Origin of the sequence: Stutzerimonas stutzeri SDM-LAC (assembly GCF_000235745.1) — a bacterium.
In the GTDB taxonomy this organism is placed as follows: Bacteria; Pseudomonadota; Gammaproteobacteria; order Pseudomonadales; family Pseudomonadaceae; genus Stutzerimonas; species Stutzerimonas stutzeri_H.
In genome coordinates this window covers 1-16,112 of record NZ_AGSX01000059.1, presented here as the reverse complement: position 1 = coordinate 16,112, position 16,112 = coordinate 1, and the positions used below count along the sequence as shown (strand labels likewise).

Below are 16,112 nucleotides of genomic sequence, written 5' to 3'. Positions count from 1 at the left end.
GCCGAACCAGCTGGCGGCGGGGTTGAGAAAGATAAAGGCAGCCGGCTCAATATGATCGCCTACTGCTACATCGGCTACCGGGCGCGGCAGACCGGCCTTGCTGCACTCATGATCGAGCACTGCCAGGTCACTTAGCGAAGCGCGTTGCAACACATAGAACACCGGCTTGCTGCGGTCCAACTTGAGGGTAAAAGCGGATTGATTGATGGTTTCCGAGCGCACCCAGAAATACAGGACGCGGCGCACGATGGAGAAGAGCAGACGACGAATGGGGGAGCGGGTCATACAAAGATTCGGCTAAAAAGGGGCAGGGCCCTCGAAGGCGGCAAGTGTGCCGCAAGCGCAGGCAGCGGACAAAAAAATTGATGCCCGATGTGTGCATAGGGTGGAAAACCGCGAAGCGTTTTCCACCGCAGGTATGACTGCCTGTCGACTCGAACCGAGTTGTGCGAGCGGAGCGTCAGGCATCCCCGGGCCGAGTCGACAGCTGCGCTTCGATGGCGGCCTTGTCGATGATTGAACTGACCTCGTAGATCTTCCCGTCCTTGAAGGCGTAAAAGACATTCTCCGCGAACGAAATCTTCCGCCCGTCGGCGTCCAGCTTCAGAAACGGGGCTTTTGGCGAACAGTGGAATTGCAGCCGGCTCGCGACATAAGGGGGCTCGGCAACCAGCAATTCGATGTTGAAGCGCAGATCGGGAATGCTGGCGTAGTCGTTCTCCAACATCTGGCGATAGCCGGCCAGGCCGATTCGCTTGCCGTTATGACTCACCTCGTCATGCACGAAGCGCCCTAGATTCGGCCAGTCCCTGGCGTTCAGACAGGCGATGTACTTTCGATAGATGCTGGCCAGTTCTGCTGGAGTCATCGGCAATCCTCGGCGGGGTGCGTTGTCGGTCTGCAACACCCTAGTTCAGCTTCGCCGGATGCGCGCACTGTGTTATGTCGCGTGGCGGCGAGCACTAAAGCGAGCACCGGCATAGGCGCCGACCAGCAACAGCAGTGACCACACCAGCAGAAACATCAGGCCTACCGCCATCAAGGGGCTGGGCGGCACGAACAGCAACAGGTACAGCGCCTGCCCGACTGTGCCACCCAGGTAGTGCGCCCAGAGCGGCTTCGGCACCGCGACGCCCGAGAGCAAGCCCGCTGCCAGCAGCGCGCCGCTGTAGTACAGGCCTGCGTCCCAGGGCTCAGCCTGGCCGGTGATCCAGGGCGACAAAGCCCAGATAGACGCGCCTGCCAGCGCGGCGATCAGGAAAGGCAGTATCCAGAACCGGCTCATGGCGCCTCGCCAGCCGGGCGTTTTGAGAACCAGGCATGGATCAAGCCGGCCTGATAGAACAGCGCCGGCTGATCGAAGCCGCCAGCCTTGAGGATCGACGCAACGTCCGCGGCGGGAAGATCCGCGGGGTAAATGAAGGCTGTGAACGCCACCAATGTCGGCATAATCAGCCCGGCGACGGCAATCGCTATCAGTGCTCTAACACGGCGCCAACGCAAATAACTCGCCAGCAGTAGTGGTGCGATAAGGCTTGCCATGAATCCTCTCGATGACTCCGTAACATGGCAACAAAACCTGAGAAGCGGGAACAAGCAGGCAGGCCACCGCCGGTATGCTACCGAGAATCACATATCTGCCGTGACAACTGCCGTGTCGATGTATTTCGGTTTCCTGTGCAACCACTGAACAGCGCCCGCCGTCTACGCGGGCCAAGGTTTTGCACTGTGGCGCTTGGTAAATGGCGAGAACGCTGCCGAATGAGAGGGCATTGGTCAGGCCCGCTGCGCTATATTCGGCGCTGGCCCTGATCGTCGATGACCAGGCCGGGTGGCTCATTCGTGAGCGAAATAATAAGAATTGAGTTGGAGAAGTAGGATGGCTGAGCGCGAGACCGGAACGGTCAAATGGTTCAATGATGCCAAGGGTTATGGCTTTATTCAGCGGGCGAGTGGTGCAGATGTGTTTGTGCATTACCAGGCGATTCGTGGCGAAGGCCACCGTTCGCTAGCCGAAGGGCAACAGGTGGAGTTTTCGGTTACCCAGGGTCAGAAGGGCCTTCAGGCCGAGGACGTAGCCGGGCGTTGATCGCCCGCTATTGGCTAAACAGCCGTTCGGGTGTTTAGCAGAACAAGAGCCCTGGCCCCGGCCGGGGCTTTTCGTTTTCGGAAGATTTTTCCGCAGGCAGGAACGCGTGGCCGGTGCGCTCGGCAGCGGATGTTTATTCGGTGAGCTGTCGGAGCACCATAAAAGCAAAACCCCGCCGAGGCGGGGTTCGTTAAGCTCCAGGGGAGCCGTGCTTACATGTTGGGGTAATTGGGCCCCCCGGTGCCTTCCGGCGCGACCCAGGTGATGTTCTGCGCGGGGTCTTTGATGTCACAAGTCTTGCAATGCACGCAGTTCTGCGCGTTGATCTGGAAGCGCTTGCTGCCATCGTCATTGTCTACCACCTCGTAGACGCCGGCCGGGCAGTAGCGTTGGGCGGGCTCGTCGTACAGCGGTAAATTCTTCTCGATCGGGATGCTCGGATCGGTGAGCTTGAGATGGACCGGCTGTTCTTCTTCATGGTTGGTGTTGGAGAGGAACACCGAACTGAGCTTGTCGAAGCTGAGCTTGCCGTCAGGTTTGGGGTAGTCGATCTTTTTCGACTCGGCGGCGGTCTTCAGGCACGCATAGTCCGGCTTGGTGTCGTGCAGCGTGAACGGGATCTTGCCGCTGAAAATGTTCTGGTCGATGAAGTTGAACGCGCCGCCCTTTACCGCGCCCCACTTGTGAATCGCGGCACCGAAGTTGCGGCTCGCATACAGCTCCTGGTAGAGCCAGCTGGCCTTGAAACCCTCTTCATAGCCCGTCAATTCATCGCCACCTTCACGGCCGGCAAACAGGGCGTCCGCTACCGCTTCTGCCGCCAGCATGCCGGATTTCATGGCGGTGTGGCTGCCCTTGATCTTGGCGAAGTTCAGGGTGCCAGCATCGCAACCGATCAATGCGCCGCCATTGAACACCATCTTCGGCAGCGAATTGATGCCACCCTTGGCGATCGCCCGCGCGCCGTAGGAAACGCGCTTGCCACCCTCCAGATATTGCTTGATCACCGGGTGATGCTTGTAGCGCTGGAACTCATCGAACGGCGAAAGGTATGGATTGCTGTAGGACAGGTCGACGATCAGGCCGACCACCACCTGGTTGTTTTCCAGGTGATAAAGGAAGGAGCCGCCGGTGTTGTCATCGTTCAGCGGCCAGCCAGCAGTGTGCACGACCAGCCCTTGCTCGTGCTTGGCTGGGTCGATGTCCCAGAGCTCCTTGATACCAATCCCGTAGTGCTGCGGATCGACGTTTGCATTGAGCTGGAATCGGTTGATCAGTTGCTTGCCGATATGGCCACGGCAGCCTTCGGCGAACAGGGTGTACTTCGCGCGCAGCTCCATGCCGGGGGTGTACATGCCTTCCTTAGGATTGCCTTCGCGATCCACGCCGAGATCACCGGTGAGAATGCCGCGAACCACGCCTTGTTCGTCGATCAGCGCTTCCTGAGCCGCAAAGCCGGGGTAGATCTCGACCCCAAGATTCTCGGCCTGCTGGGCCAGCCAGCGACACAGATTGCCCAGCGAAATGATGTAGTTGCCTTCGTTGTGCATGGTTTTGGGAACCAGCGCATTGGGCAGCTTGCGGGCGGCTTCGGCAGTCTTGAGCAGATAGATGTCGTCGCGCTTGACCGGGGTATTGAGTGGCGCTTCGAGTTCTTTCCAGTTGGGAAAGAGTTCATTCAGCGCGCGCGGCTCGAACACGGCACCAGAGAGGATGTGGGCGCCTACTTCGGAACCCTTCTCAACGACGCAGACGCTGATTTCCTTTCCGGCATCGGCGGCTCGTTGCTTCAGTCGGCAGGCAGCGGACAAGCCCGCGGGGCCGGCGCCGACGATGACCACGTCGAATTCCATGTATTCGCGTTCCATTGGCTATCTCCTACTCAAGGCTTGATTGTTTTATAGATAGTGGAAGGGCTGGATCGTATCCCTGACCAAGCCGAGCTGCCGCATTATATATAGACGCCCAGAAGGGTCCAATACAAACGTTTGTTTGAATTTCTCTCAAGGCTGATAGAATCCGGAAACAGCGGTTTATAACGGGTCATTTGCGTTGTTGACCCCAGCTGTTGCCTGCAGTCAAGATACGGGCAGTTTTGTGCTCGCCGAACAGGTCCGAAGGCTAAAGGCGGCCCGGTCCTTGAGCATGGCTCGGTTCGCCTCGGCGAAATTCTATTCACCGGAGAGTAACGAGGAATCCATGAAGATTCTTGTAGCTGTCAAACGAGTGGTCGATTACAACGTCAAGGTTCGCGTCAAGGCGGACAACTCCGGCGTCGACCTCGCCAACGTAAAAATGTCGATGAATCCCTTCTGCGAGATCGCTGTGGAAGAAGCCGTACGCCTGAAAGAAAAAGGCGTCGCAAGCGAGATCGTTGTCGTATCCATTGGTCCGACCGCTGCCCAGGAGCAGCTGCGCACCGCGCTGGCGCTGGGTGCCGACCGCGCCGTGCTGGTCGAGTCCAGCGAAGAACTCAATTCCCTGGCGGTTGCTAAGCTTCTGAAGGCTGTAGTCGACAAGGAGCAGCCGCAGCTGGTGATCCTTGGCAAACAGGCCATTGACAGTGATAACAACCAGACCGGCCAGATGCTGGGCGCGCTGACCGGGTTTGCTCAGGGCACTTTCGCCTCGAAAGTCGAAGTGTCGGGCGACAAGGTAAACGTTGAGCGTGAAATCGACGGCGGCGCGCAAACCGTTGCGCTGAACCTGCCGGCAATCGTGACCACCGACCTGCGCCTGAACGAGCCGCGCTACGCGTCGCTGCCCAACATCATGAAGGCCAAGAAAAAGCCGCTGGAAGTGCTGATGCCGGACGCGCTGGGCGTAACCACTACCTCCACCGTGAAGACCCTGAAAGTCGAAGCGCCGGCTGCACGCAGCGCTGGTATCAAGGTCAAGTCCGTGGCTGAACTGGTCGAGAAACTGAAGAACGAGGCGAAGGTAATCTAAATGACTATCCTGGTTATCGCTGAACACAACAATGCCGTTCTGGCTGCGGCCACTCTGAACACCGTGGCTGCTGCAAAAGCTATCGGCGGCGACATTCATGTGCTGGTCGCGGGTGCCGGTTGCGCTGCGATCGGTGAGGCAGCTGCCAAGATCGAAGGCGTTGCCAAGGTGCTGGTCGCCGATGATGCTGCCTACGCCAACCAGCTGCCGGAAAACGTTGCGCCGCTGATTGCCGATCTGGCGAAGGATTACAGCCACGTACTGGCTGCTGCCACCACCAACGGCAAGAACTTCCTGCCACGCGTCGCCGCCAAGCTGGACGTCGATCAGATCTCTGAAATCATCGCTGTCGAAAGCGCGGATACCTTCAAACGCCCGATCTATGCCGGTAATGCCATTGCTACCGTGCAGTCGAGCGCTGCGATCAAGGTTATTACCGTGCGCACCACCGGGTTTGACCCGGTAAATGCCGAGGGCGGTTCGGCTGCTGTCGAGCAGGTGTCCGGTACTGGTGATGCGGGCGTTTCGGCGTTCGTGGGTGAAGAACTGGCCAAGTCCGATCGTCCTGAACTGACGGCCGCGAAGATCGTCGTTTCCGGTGGTCGCGGTATGCAGAACGGTGACAACTTCAAGCACCTGTACTCGCTGGCAGACAAGCTCGGCGCCGCCGTTGGCGCATCGCGTGCGGCGGTCGATGCCGGCTTCGTGCCGAACGATATGCAGGTTGGCCAGACCGGCAAAATCGTCGCACCGCAGCTGTACATCGCCGTCGGCATTTCCGGTGCCATCCAGCACCTGGCGGGCATGAAGGACTCCAAAGTGATCGTCGCGATCAACAAGGACGAAGAAGCGCCAATCTTCCAGGTCGCCGATTACGGCCTGGTGGGCGATTTGTTCGAAATCCTGCCGGAACTGGAGCAGCTCGTGTAACTGAGCCGCTTGGAAAAACCCGCTCTCGCAGCGGGTTTTTTTATGGGCGCTTGGCTGCGCTGGCCAATGGTAAGATTCCGGCAGGCCCGAGAAGAAGCCTGTCCAATTCCGACCAACGAGGTTTCTATGCGCTGTGCCGTTTCGCTGAAGTCCGCTTTGCTCGCCCTGTTGTTGGCAACACCCGTCGCGGCGCACGCGGCGGCGGCAAAGTGTGATCGGCTGATCGCGACCGGCGCTGCAGACAACCCGCCGTTTCTCTGGCGTGACCCGCAGAACCCGAAGCGTCTTGTGGGTGCGAACGCTGATCTGCTGAAAAAGATCACCGACTCGCTCGATTTGAAGCTCGAAGTTCTCTACACCGGCGATGCGAGCGCGGCGCTGGAGCAGGTCCGCAGCGGGCGGGTAGACGTGCTGGCCGATGCAGTTCTGGCGCCGGAAGAACTGGCATTTCTGGATTTCATTCATCCGTCGATCACGGCTTTGCAGATGTCCGCCTGGGTGGGACGGGAGCCTGGCTTTCTCTATTCAAGCCGAGAGGACCTGGCAGGTCGCTCGGGCGCCTATGTGAAAGCTGCAGGATTTGGCAGCGCGTTCGAGCGTTATGCCCAGAAGAATCTGCGTTTACGCTCTGCTCCAAGCCTCGCCGAAGCCCTGAACAGGCTGTCGGCGGGCAAGGCCGATTATGTGCTGCATGAGCGCTACAGCCTTATTGCATATGCCGCCCGGCAAGGATTGCTCGCCGATATACAGCGCTTGGAGCCACCGGTTTTCAGTCGTGGTTTGCACTTTGCAGTCGCTCACGATTCGGCCTGTAATGGCCCGTGGCTGCGCGGACAGCTTGCGATAAAAATGACAGAATTGCGCGCCGCGGGGGTACCGCAGCAACTGCTGGTGGAAAACCTCGAACGCTGGAAGCAGCAGCCAGCGCCGACACGCAATTCGCAACGCTAGGACTCTCACTTGATAAAACATCTTTGCGGCACGCTCGTGCTTCTGGCGATGGCTGGCTGCGCCAGCGATCCCGCACCCACTGAACAGCTGCGGCTTACCGAACAAGCGTTGCGCCAGGCACACTCGGTGGGTGCTACAGAGCAGACGCCGGAACTGACGCAGGCGGAGCAAAAATATACGGCTGCGGTCGCCGCGATGAAGGATGAGTGTTATCGAGAGGCTCGTCTGCAGGCTGAGCAAGCCGAGCTTGATGCGCGGCTGGCAGAGGCTCGCGTTCTGAACGAGAAGAGTCAGCAGGAGCTGGCGGAATTGCACCGCCGCATTGCGCGCTTGCGTGAACAGTTGGGAGCGTTGCAGTGAAGCCGGCCTATCTGATACCCGCTCTGCTGGTAGCGTTTGGCGCGCTCCAGGGTTGTACAACACACGAGTCGCAACAGCAGCTGGACGAGGCAGCCACGGCGTTCCAGCGCATCAGCGAAGTGCCGCAAATCCTTCAGGATGCCCCCAAGGATGTGATGCGGGCGGGCGAGTCGCTGGACCGGGCCAAGCGGTTCGCCGGCTACTGGGGCAGTGCAGAGGACGTCATTCATTATGCCTACCTCAGCAAGCGTTATAGCGAGATTGCCAGCCAGCACAGCGAACAGCTACAGAACCAGCGGCGCGCGACCCAACTGAAGATGGAACGCGAGCGTCTGCGTGAGGCTGTACAGGAGGCCCGAATACTCGACATGCAACACCAGGGCAGCTGGTTGGAGGATCAGATGGTCAGCCTGGCAGCCGCCGAGACTGACCGCGGCCTGGTCATGACCCTTGGGGATGTCTTGTTCAGACCGTCCAGTGCCGAACTGGGATCAGCGGCCAACCGCACGCTGCTCAAGGTCGTTCATTTTCTGCAGCTCAATCCCAAACGGCGGGTCCGGATTGAAGGCTATACCGACAATCGGGGTGATGGGGTCGAGAACCTTGCATTGTCTAAGGCGCGCGCGCAGACGGTGGGTGAGTTCATGCAAAGTCTCGGAGTCGATGCGGGACGCATCGAAGTGGTTGGCTACGGCGAGCAATATCGCGTGGCGGAAAACGCATCGGCGCGCGGGCGTGCGCAGAACCGTCGAGTCGAGATCCTGTTTTCCGATGAGCAAGGACGCCTGAGCAGCCCACGCTGAAAAGACTCGATAAACGTAACCGACTGTGTCGGCGAGTTAACCAGCAACTGTATTGGTCCTGCATAGCGGTGTTGTACTACTGTTATGGTCCAGTTGGCGGGAACGGACGTTATGACCAATCTGTTGCTTTATCAGCGCATCGCACACCAGCTCGCCGACGATATTCGTCGAGGCGTGTATCGGCCGGGTGAGCGAGTGCCCTCGGTGCGCAAGATGAGCATGCAGCTGAACGTGAGCCACGCGACCGTTCTGCAGGCCTATGCCAATCTTGAAGACCAAGGAATGATCCGTGCCCGTCCGCAGTCGGGTTTTTACGTGCATCACACCCCCGCCTTGACCGCCCCTACGCCGGACATTGCTCAGGTCGAACGACCGACGCTGGTCACGCGCAGCAGCATTATCAATCAGGTGCTCAGTGAGTCACGCCGTGACGGGCTCATACCGTTGGGCGCTGCCGTACCGCATGTAGATTATTTGCCTGTCCGTGCACTGCATCAGCAGCTTGCCAAGGTCACTCGTTTCCAGAGCCAGCAGGCGTTCACCTACATGTTCAGTCCGGGTTATGAGCCGCTGCGCCGCCAAGTGGCGATTCGCATGCGCGACGCGGGTGTGGTCGTCGGGCCTGACGAAGTGGTGATCACGCACGGCTGTGTCGATGCGTTACAGATGTCCTTGCGCGTGCTGACCAAACCCGGCGATTTGATCGCAGCGGAATCGCCCAGTTATTACGGTTTGCTTCAGCTCGCCGATTTGCTCGGGCTCAAGGTCATCGAGATTCCCTGCGATCCGGATACCGGGCTCAGCCTCGAGGCGTTGCAGCTCGCGGCTAGCCAGTGGCCGATCAAGGCGCTAGTGCTGACGGCGCGTTTGAGTAATCCGCTCGGTGGCAGCATCCCCGACGGACGGCAGAAGCAGTTATTAAAACTGGCGGCGAATTTCGACATCCAGATTGTCGAAGACGATATCTATGGCGAGTTATTGTTCGACGTCGGGGCGGTCCGGGCGCTCAAGTCCAATGACACCGAGGGGCGAGTGATTTATTGCTCGAGCTTCTCCAAGACCATTTCGCCGGGTGTGCGTATCGGCTGGATACTGCCAGGCCGCTACCGCGAAGAGGTGAAGCGCCTGCAGACCTTCAGTACGCATTCGGCCTGCAGCGTCACACAGATGGGCGTCGCCGCTTATCTCGAAAACGGAGGGTATGACCGCCACCTAAGGTATATCCGCCATGAGTATCGAAAGAACCTCAGCGCTTTTCAGTTGGCCGTGCAGCGCCACTTTCCTGAGGGCACACAGATGACTCGGCCTACGGGCGGATTCATTCTCTGGGTCAGCTTGCCTGCTCGGGTGAATACCAAGGAGTTGCACGTGCAGGCGTTGAAGCGGGGGATCAGCATCGCGCCGGGTCTGATTTTCAGTAATACCGAGCAGTTCAATCACTGTGTGCGGCTCAACTGCGCGCTGCCCTGGACGGCCGAGGCGGAGCGAGCATTGAAGACCTTAGGTGAGCTTGCCGGGGAGCTTTGCCGACAAATGAGCTAAATGACGGGAGCGTGGAAAATGAGGTGGCTGATATTTATAGGGCTGTCGCTACTTGCCGCCTGTGACGAGGTTCCGGATCAGCCGAAGCCTCCCAGTCCGCCAAAGATCGCCGTTTCGCCACCTGACGCAGCTGCGCCCGTAGAAGCCGAGCCCAGGCTGGACGCTCCGGACAGCTTGGACAGTATCGGGATCGAGATTGAAAATGAGCCTGCCCTGGAAGTGACTCCCAACCAGCGATCGACCGATCCCGTTGCACCTGCGCCAAAGACCAAGCCTTCTACCGCCGAGCCCAAGAACAAGGTAGAAAAGGTCAAATTGCCTGAGCCAGATCTCGACCTGAGCCTTCCGGAAGAGTGGGCCGAAAATCTCGAGCCAACTGACGAGCCGACGCCCCTGAACCTCCTTCCACCGCTGTTCGAGTCCAGCCAGAGTTCTCGCTCGCTGCAGATGAGCGGCGAGCTGCTGCCAGGAACGGCCCAGGACGAAGCCCTTATCGATGGGGCGCAGATCAATTTCGAGCTCAAACGTTGACCGGTTGCTGCTGGATTATTGTTTCGTCTCCTCGCGTGGCCGCGTGCTGTTGAGCAGTGCATTGAGTTCCGCGGCCGGCAATGGATGGCTCATGTGAAACCCTTGCAGTTCGCTACAGCCGTCGGCGAGCAGCAAGTTCAGTTGTTCCAGCGTTTCCACACCTTCGGCAGTGACACGCATGCGCAGCCCATGGCCAAGATCGATCAAGGCTTTGACGATCGAATGGCTTTCATTTGAATGAGACATCCCGGTAACGAAGCTGCCGTCGATCTTGATCATGTCGAACGGGTAGTTACGTAGGTTGCTCAGGGATGAGTAGCCGGTACCGAAATCATCCATTGCAAGCCGCAAACCGAGCGACTTCAATCGATTGAGCACAGCCAGTGTGCTCTCGTTTTCCTGCAGCAATGCGGTTTCAGTAATCTCCAGCTCCAGGCGGTTTGCGGGCAGACCGCTGTCCTCAAGTGCACTGACAATCATCTGGTACAAATCGCCAACGCGCAGTTGCAGCGGCGAAAGATTGACTGACACGACCAGCTCATCAACCCAATTTGCTGCCTCGAAGCAGGCCTCGCGCAGCACCCACTCGCCCAGCTGCACGATCAGCCCGGTTTCCTCTGCGAGCGGAACGAAGTGTTCAGGTAGCAGCAGGCCCCGGCTGGGGTGGTGCCAGCGCAGCAACGCTTCAGCACCGTTGATGCTCATGTCTTTGCTCAGGTAGCGGGGCTGGTAATACGCTTCGAACTGGCCCTCGGCGATTGCCTGACGCAGCTCGTCCTCTCGGCAGCGTCTTTCATGCAGTCGTTTGTCCATCTCGCTGCCGTAGAAGCACCAGGTGCCACGCCCGTCGGCCTTGGCCTGGTAGAGGGCGATATCGGCGCACCGCAGCAGTTCGCTAGCCTGGTTGGCATCGGTCGGCGCCACGGCGATCCCCACGCTGGCGCCGATATGGATCAGCTTGTCTTCATAGCTGAATGGCTCGCTGATTGCGCCGACAACGCGCGCGCAGAGCATTTCGATGTCTTCGTTGTGTTGCAGACGGCTCATTACCATCACGAACTCGTCGCCGCCCAGGCGGGCCACCAAATCGTCACCTCTGATGCACTGTTTCAGGCGATTGGCGACCCCAGTGAGGACTTCGTCGCCGGCGCCGTGACCGAGGGTGTCGTTTACCGGCTTGAAGCGATCCAGATCGATATAGAGAACGGTCAGCCGCGATGCGGTAGTCAGTGAGTTGAGCTTGCTTTCGAGGTAGTCGCGTAACCGGTTGCGGTTGGGTAAGCCCGTCAACGCATCATGCTGAGACAGATACTGGACCCGAGCCTGAGCCTTAGTCTCTTCGGTTACATCGCTGGCGGTGCCGCGATATCCGAGCAGCTGGCCGCCGTTGCGAATTTCTCGAGCGGACAAGCGGCAATGGCGCACGCATCCATCGGCGGCGTGGTAGCTGCAACGCAGCGGTACGCTGTGTTTACCGGTGAGCCAGTCCTGTAGCGCGGCGTGATCGGTGACCAGCAGATCGATCAGCGGGCGGCCAATCCAGGTCGAAGCCGCATGCCCGGTAATCTCCTCGAAGCGGGCGGACAAATAGGTCAGCTGGGCGTTCTGGTCCGTTTCCCAGATCCAGTCGGAAGCGGCTTCTGCCACGTCACGAAAGCGTTCTTCGCTGGCCGCCAACGCGGTGCGGCTGCTCGCCAGGCGCTTGTAGCCTGCATCCATGATACGTACCGTCTTGAGCGCCTGGCACAACAGCAGCCAAGCCAGCAGGCCAAGCCCGAGGGTTACGGCGCCAAGGACCGGCAGTGTCATCCACAGCAGATATTCACCGGGCTGCGACACGCTCCAGATAAAGCGCACCGGCGATCCGTCGAGCCTGATCAGCTCGGTCAGTGCGCCAGCGATGTGCTCGCTGCCATCGACCACGCGAAGCCCTTCAACTGCATACGCTTCGCCTAGCTCGAGGAGTCGCTCGGCGTCCAACAGGTCAACGAAGACCAGTACCGAGGCCGGGCCGGGGTGCTCATCGATATCGCTGCCGCCGGTGGTCATCACCGCCGCACTCGCCATGGCTGGCTGTCCTTCGGCAGTGAGCACACCAGCGGAAGTCTCATCATCCTCGAGGGCGATCCGCGCATCGGTCAGCAGTGTTTGCAACCCGTTCTTGAGCCATTGCTGAGCATCGACCTGAACGAGCTCACCGCGGATGACCGAGTAGGTGGTTTTGCCTTCCGGGTCGATGACGAACACGGCCTCGTAGCCAAAGTCTTCGTACAGCGAAGGTCCCAGGTTTGCCTGTTCGTATGCCCAGTCCAGATTTACCCGTGTGCTCAGATTTGCATAGGCATCGCCCCAGAATGCGTTATCCGCCACGTGACGGCTCATGCCGCGCCGGTGCGCTTCAAATGCCTTGCCTGTGAGGAAACGCTCCCGTACAAGCGCATCATTGTCGATGGTCCTGGCGATCTGGATAACTGCAACGGCAGCCGCCAACAGCGCAACCGCCAACAGGCACGCAATGCCCGGAAGAATGCGGCGAGCGAATGTACTTTTAGCGTTGGGATCGATGTGTTCGGCGAGGGGGTGAGAAGCGGGCATTCAATCATCCTGTAAAGAGGACGGAATGATCGCTTGGTTTATGGCTAAATGCCATCGTGGCCTCCAGTTCAGTGCTTTGCTGGACACGCGATCGTCTGGCGTCGAGCCTTAGCGAGTGCGACACCAAACCAAGGCAGCGAGGACTTACCGATCCCGCGCGTCTTGGGCGTCGGCCTCGGCGTTGCGCTGAGCAATGCGCTGTTTTTGCTCTTCGGTCAGCGGAATCTTGCGCGCCCCTGCACGCAACATCAGCAGGCCGCCGATGATCGTGCCGATGACGAGCGCCAGTAGAAGCCAGATATACCAAGGCATGAAATTCTCCAGTAGCTTGATCTGTATACGCACCACCTTACGCCGGGCTGCAGCGTGAAGCCATCCCGGCGCCGCTGCCTGAGTGGCAACGCCTGGCCGTTATTTTTCTGCGACAATACGCGCCGAATTTTGCCGAGGACTTGCCATGCCCTGCCAGACGCCGATTATCGTTGCGCTCGACTTTCCTTCCCGTGATGCTGCGCTGGCACTGGCCGAGCAGCTGGACCCGGCGTTGTGCCGCGTCAAGGTTGGCAAGGAACTGTTCACCCGCTGCGGTCCGTCAGTGGTCGAAGCGTTGCAGGCTAAGGGGTTCGAGGTGTTTCTCGACCTGAAATTCCACGACATACCGAATACCACAGCGATGGCCGTCAAGGCGGCTGCCGAGCTGGGCGTGTGGATGGTGAACGTACATTGCTCGGGTGGCCTGCGGATGATGGCCGCCTGCCGGGACACACTGGACAAGCTGAGTGGGCCAAAGCCTCTGCTCATCGGCGTAACAGTGTTGACCAGCATGGAGCAGGCGGACCTAGCTGATATCGGGCTGGATCTGCAACCGCAGCAGCAGGTATTGCGGCTTGCGGGGCTGGCGGAAAAGGCTGGGCTGGATGGGCTGGTCTGCTCAGCTCAGGAGGCGCAATCACTGAAAGCGCAATTCGCCGGACTGCAGCTGGTGACGCCGGGCATTCGTCCCGCCGGCAGCGCAGCGGATGATCAGCGGCGCATTCTCACGCCTGCGCAGGCAATTCAGGCAGGTTCTGATTACCTGGTGATCGGCCGCCCAATCGCTCAGGCCGCGGACCCGGCTCAAGCGCTGGCGGCGGTCGTCGCAGAGCTGGCGTGAACTAAAAAGCCGGCCGCGATGGCCTCGGCCGGCTCATTCACCATCCGCTTAGCTGACCTTCAGCACCAACTTGCCGAAGTTGCCGCCGGTGAACAGTTTCATCAGCGTCTCTGGGAAGGTTTCCAGCCCTTCGACGATGTCTTCCTTACTCTTCAGCTCGCCGCTTTGCATCCAGCCTGCCATGTCTTTCATGGCTTCTGGATAGCGTGAAACGTAGTCCATCACCACCATGCCCTGCATCCTGCCGCGGTTGACCAGCAGCGACAGGTAGTTGGCTGGTCCCTTGACCGCTTCCTTGTTGTTGTACTGGCTGATGGCGCCGCAGATCACGATGCGTGCGCCCACAGCAATGCGCGTCAGCACCGCGTCGAGGATGTCGCCGCCGACGTTGTCGAAGTACACATCAACGCCTTTCGGGCATTCGCGCTTCAGGCCAGCGGCTACGTCTTCGCTCTTGTAGTCGATAGCCGCATCGAAACCGAGCTCTTCGGTAAGGAAGCGGCACTTGTCCGCACCGCCGGCGATCCCGACTACGCGACAGCCTTTGATCTTGGCGATCTGGCCCGCGACGCTGCCAACCGCGCCTGCTGCGCCTGAGATCACCACGGTTTCGCCGGCTTTCGGCTCTCCCACTGACAGCAGGCCGAAATAGGCCGTCATGCCAGTCATGCCCAGCGCGGACAGGTAGCGAGGCAGCGGGGCCTGGTTAGGATCGACCTTATAGAAGCCCTTTGGCTCGCCGAGGAAGTAGTCCTGCACGCCCAGCGCGCCATTCACGTAATCGCCCTCGGCGAACCCGGGATGTTGGGAGGCGATGACCTTGCCCACGCCGAGCGCACGCATCACCTCGCCAATGCCGACCGGTGGAATGTAGGACTTGGCATCATTCATCCAGCCCCGCATGGCTGGGTCTAGCGACAGATACTCGTTCTTCACCAGTATCTGGTTCGGGCCGAGTTCACCCAGCGGCTTTTCGGCGAATTCGAAGGTTTCGCGGTTAGGTGCGCCAACCGGGCGCTTGGCCAGCAGAAACTGGCGATTGGTCTTGTCCATGGAAGCCTCTTGTGTGTGCAAGCCCTTGGTTTAGCTTCCCTGAGGCAGTACCGCAAGCAAGGCGGTCACGCTGGAATGCAATGGCATCCGCGTGAGTGATATCGCCAGCTGACACTTAATCGACGTTGAGGATGGCGGTATAACCATGACCAGCGTTTCGCTTGCAGTCACATTCGGACTCGCGCCTTCTTTAATCGATCAGGGTATCTAGCATGAGCATGTGTTTTTCCGGTCAGGTCGCATTGGTTACCGGCGGTGCTGCGGGCATTGGCCGCGCGACGGCGTTGGCGTTTGCCGAGCAGGGGTTAAAGGTGGTGGTGGTCGATGTGGATGAAGCGGGTGGCGCTGCATGCGCTGAGGCAATTCGTGAGACGGGCGGCGAGGCGGTGTTCGTACGCTGCGACGTCACCCGTGACGCAGAGGTCAAGGCGATGATCGAGCAGGCGGTGGCGGTCTTTGGGCGCATCGACTATGCATTCAACAATGCCGGGATCGAAATCGAACAGGGGCGCCTGGCCGAAGGCAGTGAGGCCGAGTTCGACGCGATCATGGGGGTCAACGTCAAAGGGGTCTGGCTGTGCATGAAGCACCAGCTGCCGTTGATGCTCGCGCAGGGTGGTGGTGCGATCGTCAACACGGCGTCGGTGGCAGGCCTCGGGGCAGCACCGAAGATGAGCATCTATTCGGCGTCCAAGCATGCGGTCATCGGCCTGACCAAGTCGGCGGCCATCGAGTACGCCAAGAAGAAGATCAGGGTAAACGCGGTCTGTCCTGCGGTGATCGATACCGACATGTTTCGTCGTGCTTATGAGGCGGACCCGCGCAAGGCGGAGTTCGCGGCCGCCATGCATCCGGTCGGTCGCGTAGGTAAGGTCGAGGAAATTGCTGCCGCGGTGCTTTATCTCTGCAGCGATGCTGCGGCGTTTACCACCGGCCATGCATTGGCGGTGGACGGTGGAGCGACGGCAATCTAGCGGCGCCGAACCCTGTAGTAGCCGTCTTGACCGCGACGGGCGGCGGTGTTGAGTAGAGGGGTCGCGGTCAAGACCGCTCCCACGGGTGAGGCTATGACGGCGGGGTTGGGCTTTTGTGGGAGCGGTCTCGACCGCGAAGCGGCGGTGTCGCAGTAGAAAGATCGCGGTCAAGACCGCTCCCA

17 protein-coding genes and 1 pseudogene are annotated in these 16,112 nt (G+C 59.7%); 10 read left to right on the top strand and 8 right to left on the bottom strand.

Going from position 1 to position 16,112, the window contains the following annotated elements; all coding sequences use genetic code 11:
• The 4 genes and pseudogenes from PSTU_RS20540 to PSTU_RS0106940 all read right to left on the bottom strand — a co-directional run.
• Positions 1–285: pseudogene (locus PSTU_RS20540) on the bottom strand (glycerol-3-phosphate 1-O-acyltransferase); the annotation flags it as partial.
• Between the two features lie 175 nt (positions 286–460).
• The gene (locus tag PSTU_RS0106950; RefSeq protein WP_019340317.1) at positions 461–868 is read right to left on the bottom strand and encodes an ester cyclase; all 408 of its coding nucleotides are present in this window, start codon (positions 866–868) and stop codon (positions 461–463) included.
• Between the two features lie 72 nt (positions 869–940).
• On the bottom strand, positions 941–1,285 hold the full coding sequence (locus PSTU_RS0106945; protein ID WP_019340316.1) for a hypothetical protein: 345 nt from the start codon (positions 1,283–1,285) through the stop codon (positions 941–943).
• Positions 1,282–1,542 carry a hypothetical protein gene (locus PSTU_RS0106940; protein ID WP_019340315.1) on the bottom strand — a complete coding sequence of 87 codons (261 nt, stop codon included), beginning with the start codon at positions 1,540–1,542 and terminating at the stop codon, positions 1,282–1,284. Before PSTU_RS0106940 ends, PSTU_RS0106945 begins: the two co-directional genes overlap by 4 nt.
• Before the next feature lie 337 nt (positions 1,543–1,879).
• On the opposite strand from PSTU_RS0106940, the gene PSTU_RS0106935 reads away from it, so the two are divergent.
• On the top strand, positions 1,880–2,089 hold the full coding sequence (locus PSTU_RS0106935; protein WP_019340314.1) for a cold-shock protein: 210 nt from the start codon (positions 1,880–1,882) through the stop codon (positions 2,087–2,089).
• 212 nt (positions 2,090–2,301) lie between these two features.
• Here PSTU_RS0106935 and PSTU_RS0106930 read toward each other — a convergent pair whose 3' ends face one another.
• On the bottom strand, positions 2,302–3,957 hold the full coding sequence (locus PSTU_RS0106930) for an electron transfer flavoprotein-ubiquinone oxidoreductase (protein WP_019340313.1): 1,656 nt from the start codon (positions 3,955–3,957) through the stop codon (positions 2,302–2,304).
• A gap of 331 nt (positions 3,958–4,288) precedes the next feature.
• On the opposite strand from PSTU_RS0106930, the gene PSTU_RS0106925 reads away from it, so the two are divergent.
• The 7 genes from PSTU_RS0106925 (at position 4,289) to PSTU_RS0106895 (ending at position 10,155) form a co-directional block, all read left to right on the top strand.
• A complete protein-coding gene (locus PSTU_RS0106925; RefSeq protein ID WP_019340312.1) occupies positions 4,289–5,038 on the top strand; it encodes an electron transfer flavoprotein subunit beta/FixA family protein in 750 nt (249 codons plus the stop codon).
• Positions 5,039–5,968 carry an electron transfer flavoprotein subunit alpha/FixB family protein gene (locus tag PSTU_RS0106920; protein ID WP_019340311.1) on the top strand — a complete coding sequence of 310 codons (930 nt, stop codon included), beginning with the start codon at positions 5,039–5,041 and terminating at the stop codon, positions 5,966–5,968.
• Between the two features lie 126 nt (positions 5,969–6,094).
• Complete coding sequence (locus tag PSTU_RS0106915) at positions 6,095–6,919, top strand: substrate-binding periplasmic protein (protein ID WP_019340310.1); 825 nt, start codon at positions 6,095–6,097, stop codon at positions 6,917–6,919.
• A gap of 48 nt (positions 6,920–6,967) precedes the next feature.
• Complete coding sequence (locus tag PSTU_RS0106910) at positions 6,968–7,279, top strand: DUF4398 domain-containing protein (RefSeq protein WP_019340309.1); 312 nt, start codon at positions 6,968–6,970, stop codon at positions 7,277–7,279.
• Entirely contained in the window at positions 7,276–8,082 is an 807-nt protein-coding gene (locus PSTU_RS0106905; protein ID WP_019340308.1) for an OmpA family protein, read from the top strand. The genes PSTU_RS0106910 and PSTU_RS0106905 overlap by 4 nt, the downstream gene beginning before the upstream one ends.
• 111 nt (positions 8,083–8,193) lie before the next feature.
• The gene (locus PSTU_RS0106900) at positions 8,194–9,624 is read left to right on the top strand and encodes a PLP-dependent aminotransferase family protein (protein ID WP_019340307.1); all 1,431 of its coding nucleotides are present in this window, start codon (positions 8,194–8,196) and stop codon (positions 9,622–9,624) included.
• Positions 9,625–9,642: 18 nt separating this feature from the next.
• On the top strand, positions 9,643–10,155 hold the full coding sequence (locus PSTU_RS0106895) for a hypothetical protein (RefSeq protein WP_019340306.1): 513 nt from the start codon (positions 9,643–9,645) through the stop codon (positions 10,153–10,155).
• Between the two features lie 15 nt (positions 10,156–10,170).
• Here PSTU_RS0106895 and PSTU_RS0106890 read toward each other — a convergent pair whose 3' ends face one another.
• Positions 10,171–12,750, bottom strand: a complete 2,580-nt coding sequence (locus tag PSTU_RS0106890) for an EAL domain-containing protein (protein ID WP_019340305.1) — start codon at positions 12,748–12,750, stop codon at positions 10,171–10,173.
• Positions 12,751–12,894: 144 nt separating this feature from the next.
• The gene (locus PSTU_RS21245; RefSeq protein ID WP_019340304.1) at positions 12,895–13,062 is read right to left on the bottom strand and encodes a DUF2897 family protein; all 168 of its coding nucleotides are present in this window, start codon (positions 13,060–13,062) and stop codon (positions 12,895–12,897) included.
• A 145-nt stretch (positions 13,063–13,207) separates the two neighbouring features.
• On the opposite strand from PSTU_RS21245, the gene pyrF reads away from it, so the two are divergent.
• A complete protein-coding gene (gene pyrF / locus PSTU_RS0106880) occupies positions 13,208–13,903 on the top strand; it encodes an orotidine-5'-phosphate decarboxylase (RefSeq protein WP_019340303.1) in 696 nt (231 codons plus the stop codon).
• Between the two features lie 48 nt (positions 13,904–13,951).
• Here the strand turns inward: pyrF and PSTU_RS0106875 are convergent, their stop codons facing one another.
• Positions 13,952–14,956, bottom strand: a complete 1,005-nt coding sequence (locus tag PSTU_RS0106875; protein WP_019340302.1) for an NADP-dependent oxidoreductase — start codon at positions 14,954–14,956, stop codon at positions 13,952–13,954.
• A gap of 212 nt (positions 14,957–15,168) precedes the next feature.
• On the opposite strand from PSTU_RS0106875, the gene PSTU_RS0106870 reads away from it, so the two are divergent.
• Positions 15,169–15,930, top strand: coding sequence for an SDR family oxidoreductase (locus tag PSTU_RS0106870; RefSeq protein WP_019340301.1), 762 nt, complete (start codon positions 15,169–15,171; stop codon positions 15,928–15,930).
• Positions 15,931–16,112 lie beyond the last annotated feature (182 nt).

Coding starts and splice junctions, on each gene's coding strand:
- PSTU_RS0106950 (WP_019340317.1), bottom strand. CDS start 868: ATGACTCCAGCAGAACTGGCCAGCATCTATCGAAAGTACATCGCCTGT.
- PSTU_RS0106945 (WP_019340316.1), bottom strand. CDS start 1,285: ATGAGCCGGTTCTGGATACTGCCTTTCCTGATCGCCGCGCTGGCAGGC.
- PSTU_RS0106940 (WP_019340315.1), bottom strand. CDS start 1,542: ATGGCAAGCCTTATCGCACCACTACTGCTGGCGAGTTATTTGCGTTGG.
- PSTU_RS0106935 (WP_019340314.1), top strand. CDS start 1,880: ATGGCTGAGCGCGAGACCGGAACGGTCAAATGGTTCAATGATGCCAAG.
- PSTU_RS0106930 (WP_019340313.1), bottom strand. CDS start 3,957: ATGGAACGCGAATACATGGAATTCGACGTGGTCATCGTCGGCGCCGGC.
- PSTU_RS0106925 (WP_019340312.1), top strand. CDS start 4,289: ATGAAGATTCTTGTAGCTGTCAAACGAGTGGTCGATTACAACGTCAAG.
- PSTU_RS0106920 (WP_019340311.1), top strand. CDS start 5,039: ATGACTATCCTGGTTATCGCTGAACACAACAATGCCGTTCTGGCTGCG.
- PSTU_RS0106915 (WP_019340310.1), top strand. CDS start 6,095: ATGCGCTGTGCCGTTTCGCTGAAGTCCGCTTTGCTCGCCCTGTTGTTG.
- PSTU_RS0106910 (WP_019340309.1), top strand. CDS start 6,968: ATGGCTGGCTGCGCCAGCGATCCCGCACCCACTGAACAGCTGCGGCTT.
- PSTU_RS0106900 (WP_019340307.1), top strand. CDS start 8,194: ATGACCAATCTGTTGCTTTATCAGCGCATCGCACACCAGCTCGCCGAC.
- PSTU_RS0106895 (WP_019340306.1), top strand. CDS start 9,643: ATGAGGTGGCTGATATTTATAGGGCTGTCGCTACTTGCCGCCTGTGAC.
- PSTU_RS0106890 (WP_019340305.1), bottom strand. CDS start 12,750: ATGCCCGCTTCTCACCCCCTCGCCGAACACATCGATCCCAACGCTAAA.
- PSTU_RS21245 (WP_019340304.1), bottom strand. CDS start 13,062: ATGCCTTGGTATATCTGGCTTCTACTGGCGCTCGTCATCGGCACGATC.
- pyrF (WP_019340303.1), top strand. CDS start 13,208: ATGCCCTGCCAGACGCCGATTATCGTTGCGCTCGACTTTCCTTCCCGT.
- PSTU_RS0106875 (WP_019340302.1), bottom strand. CDS start 14,956: ATGGACAAGACCAATCGCCAGTTTCTGCTGGCCAAGCGCCCGGTTGGC.
- PSTU_RS0106870 (WP_019340301.1), top strand. CDS start 15,169: ATGAGCATGTGTTTTTCCGGTCAGGTCGCATTGGTTACCGGCGGTGCT.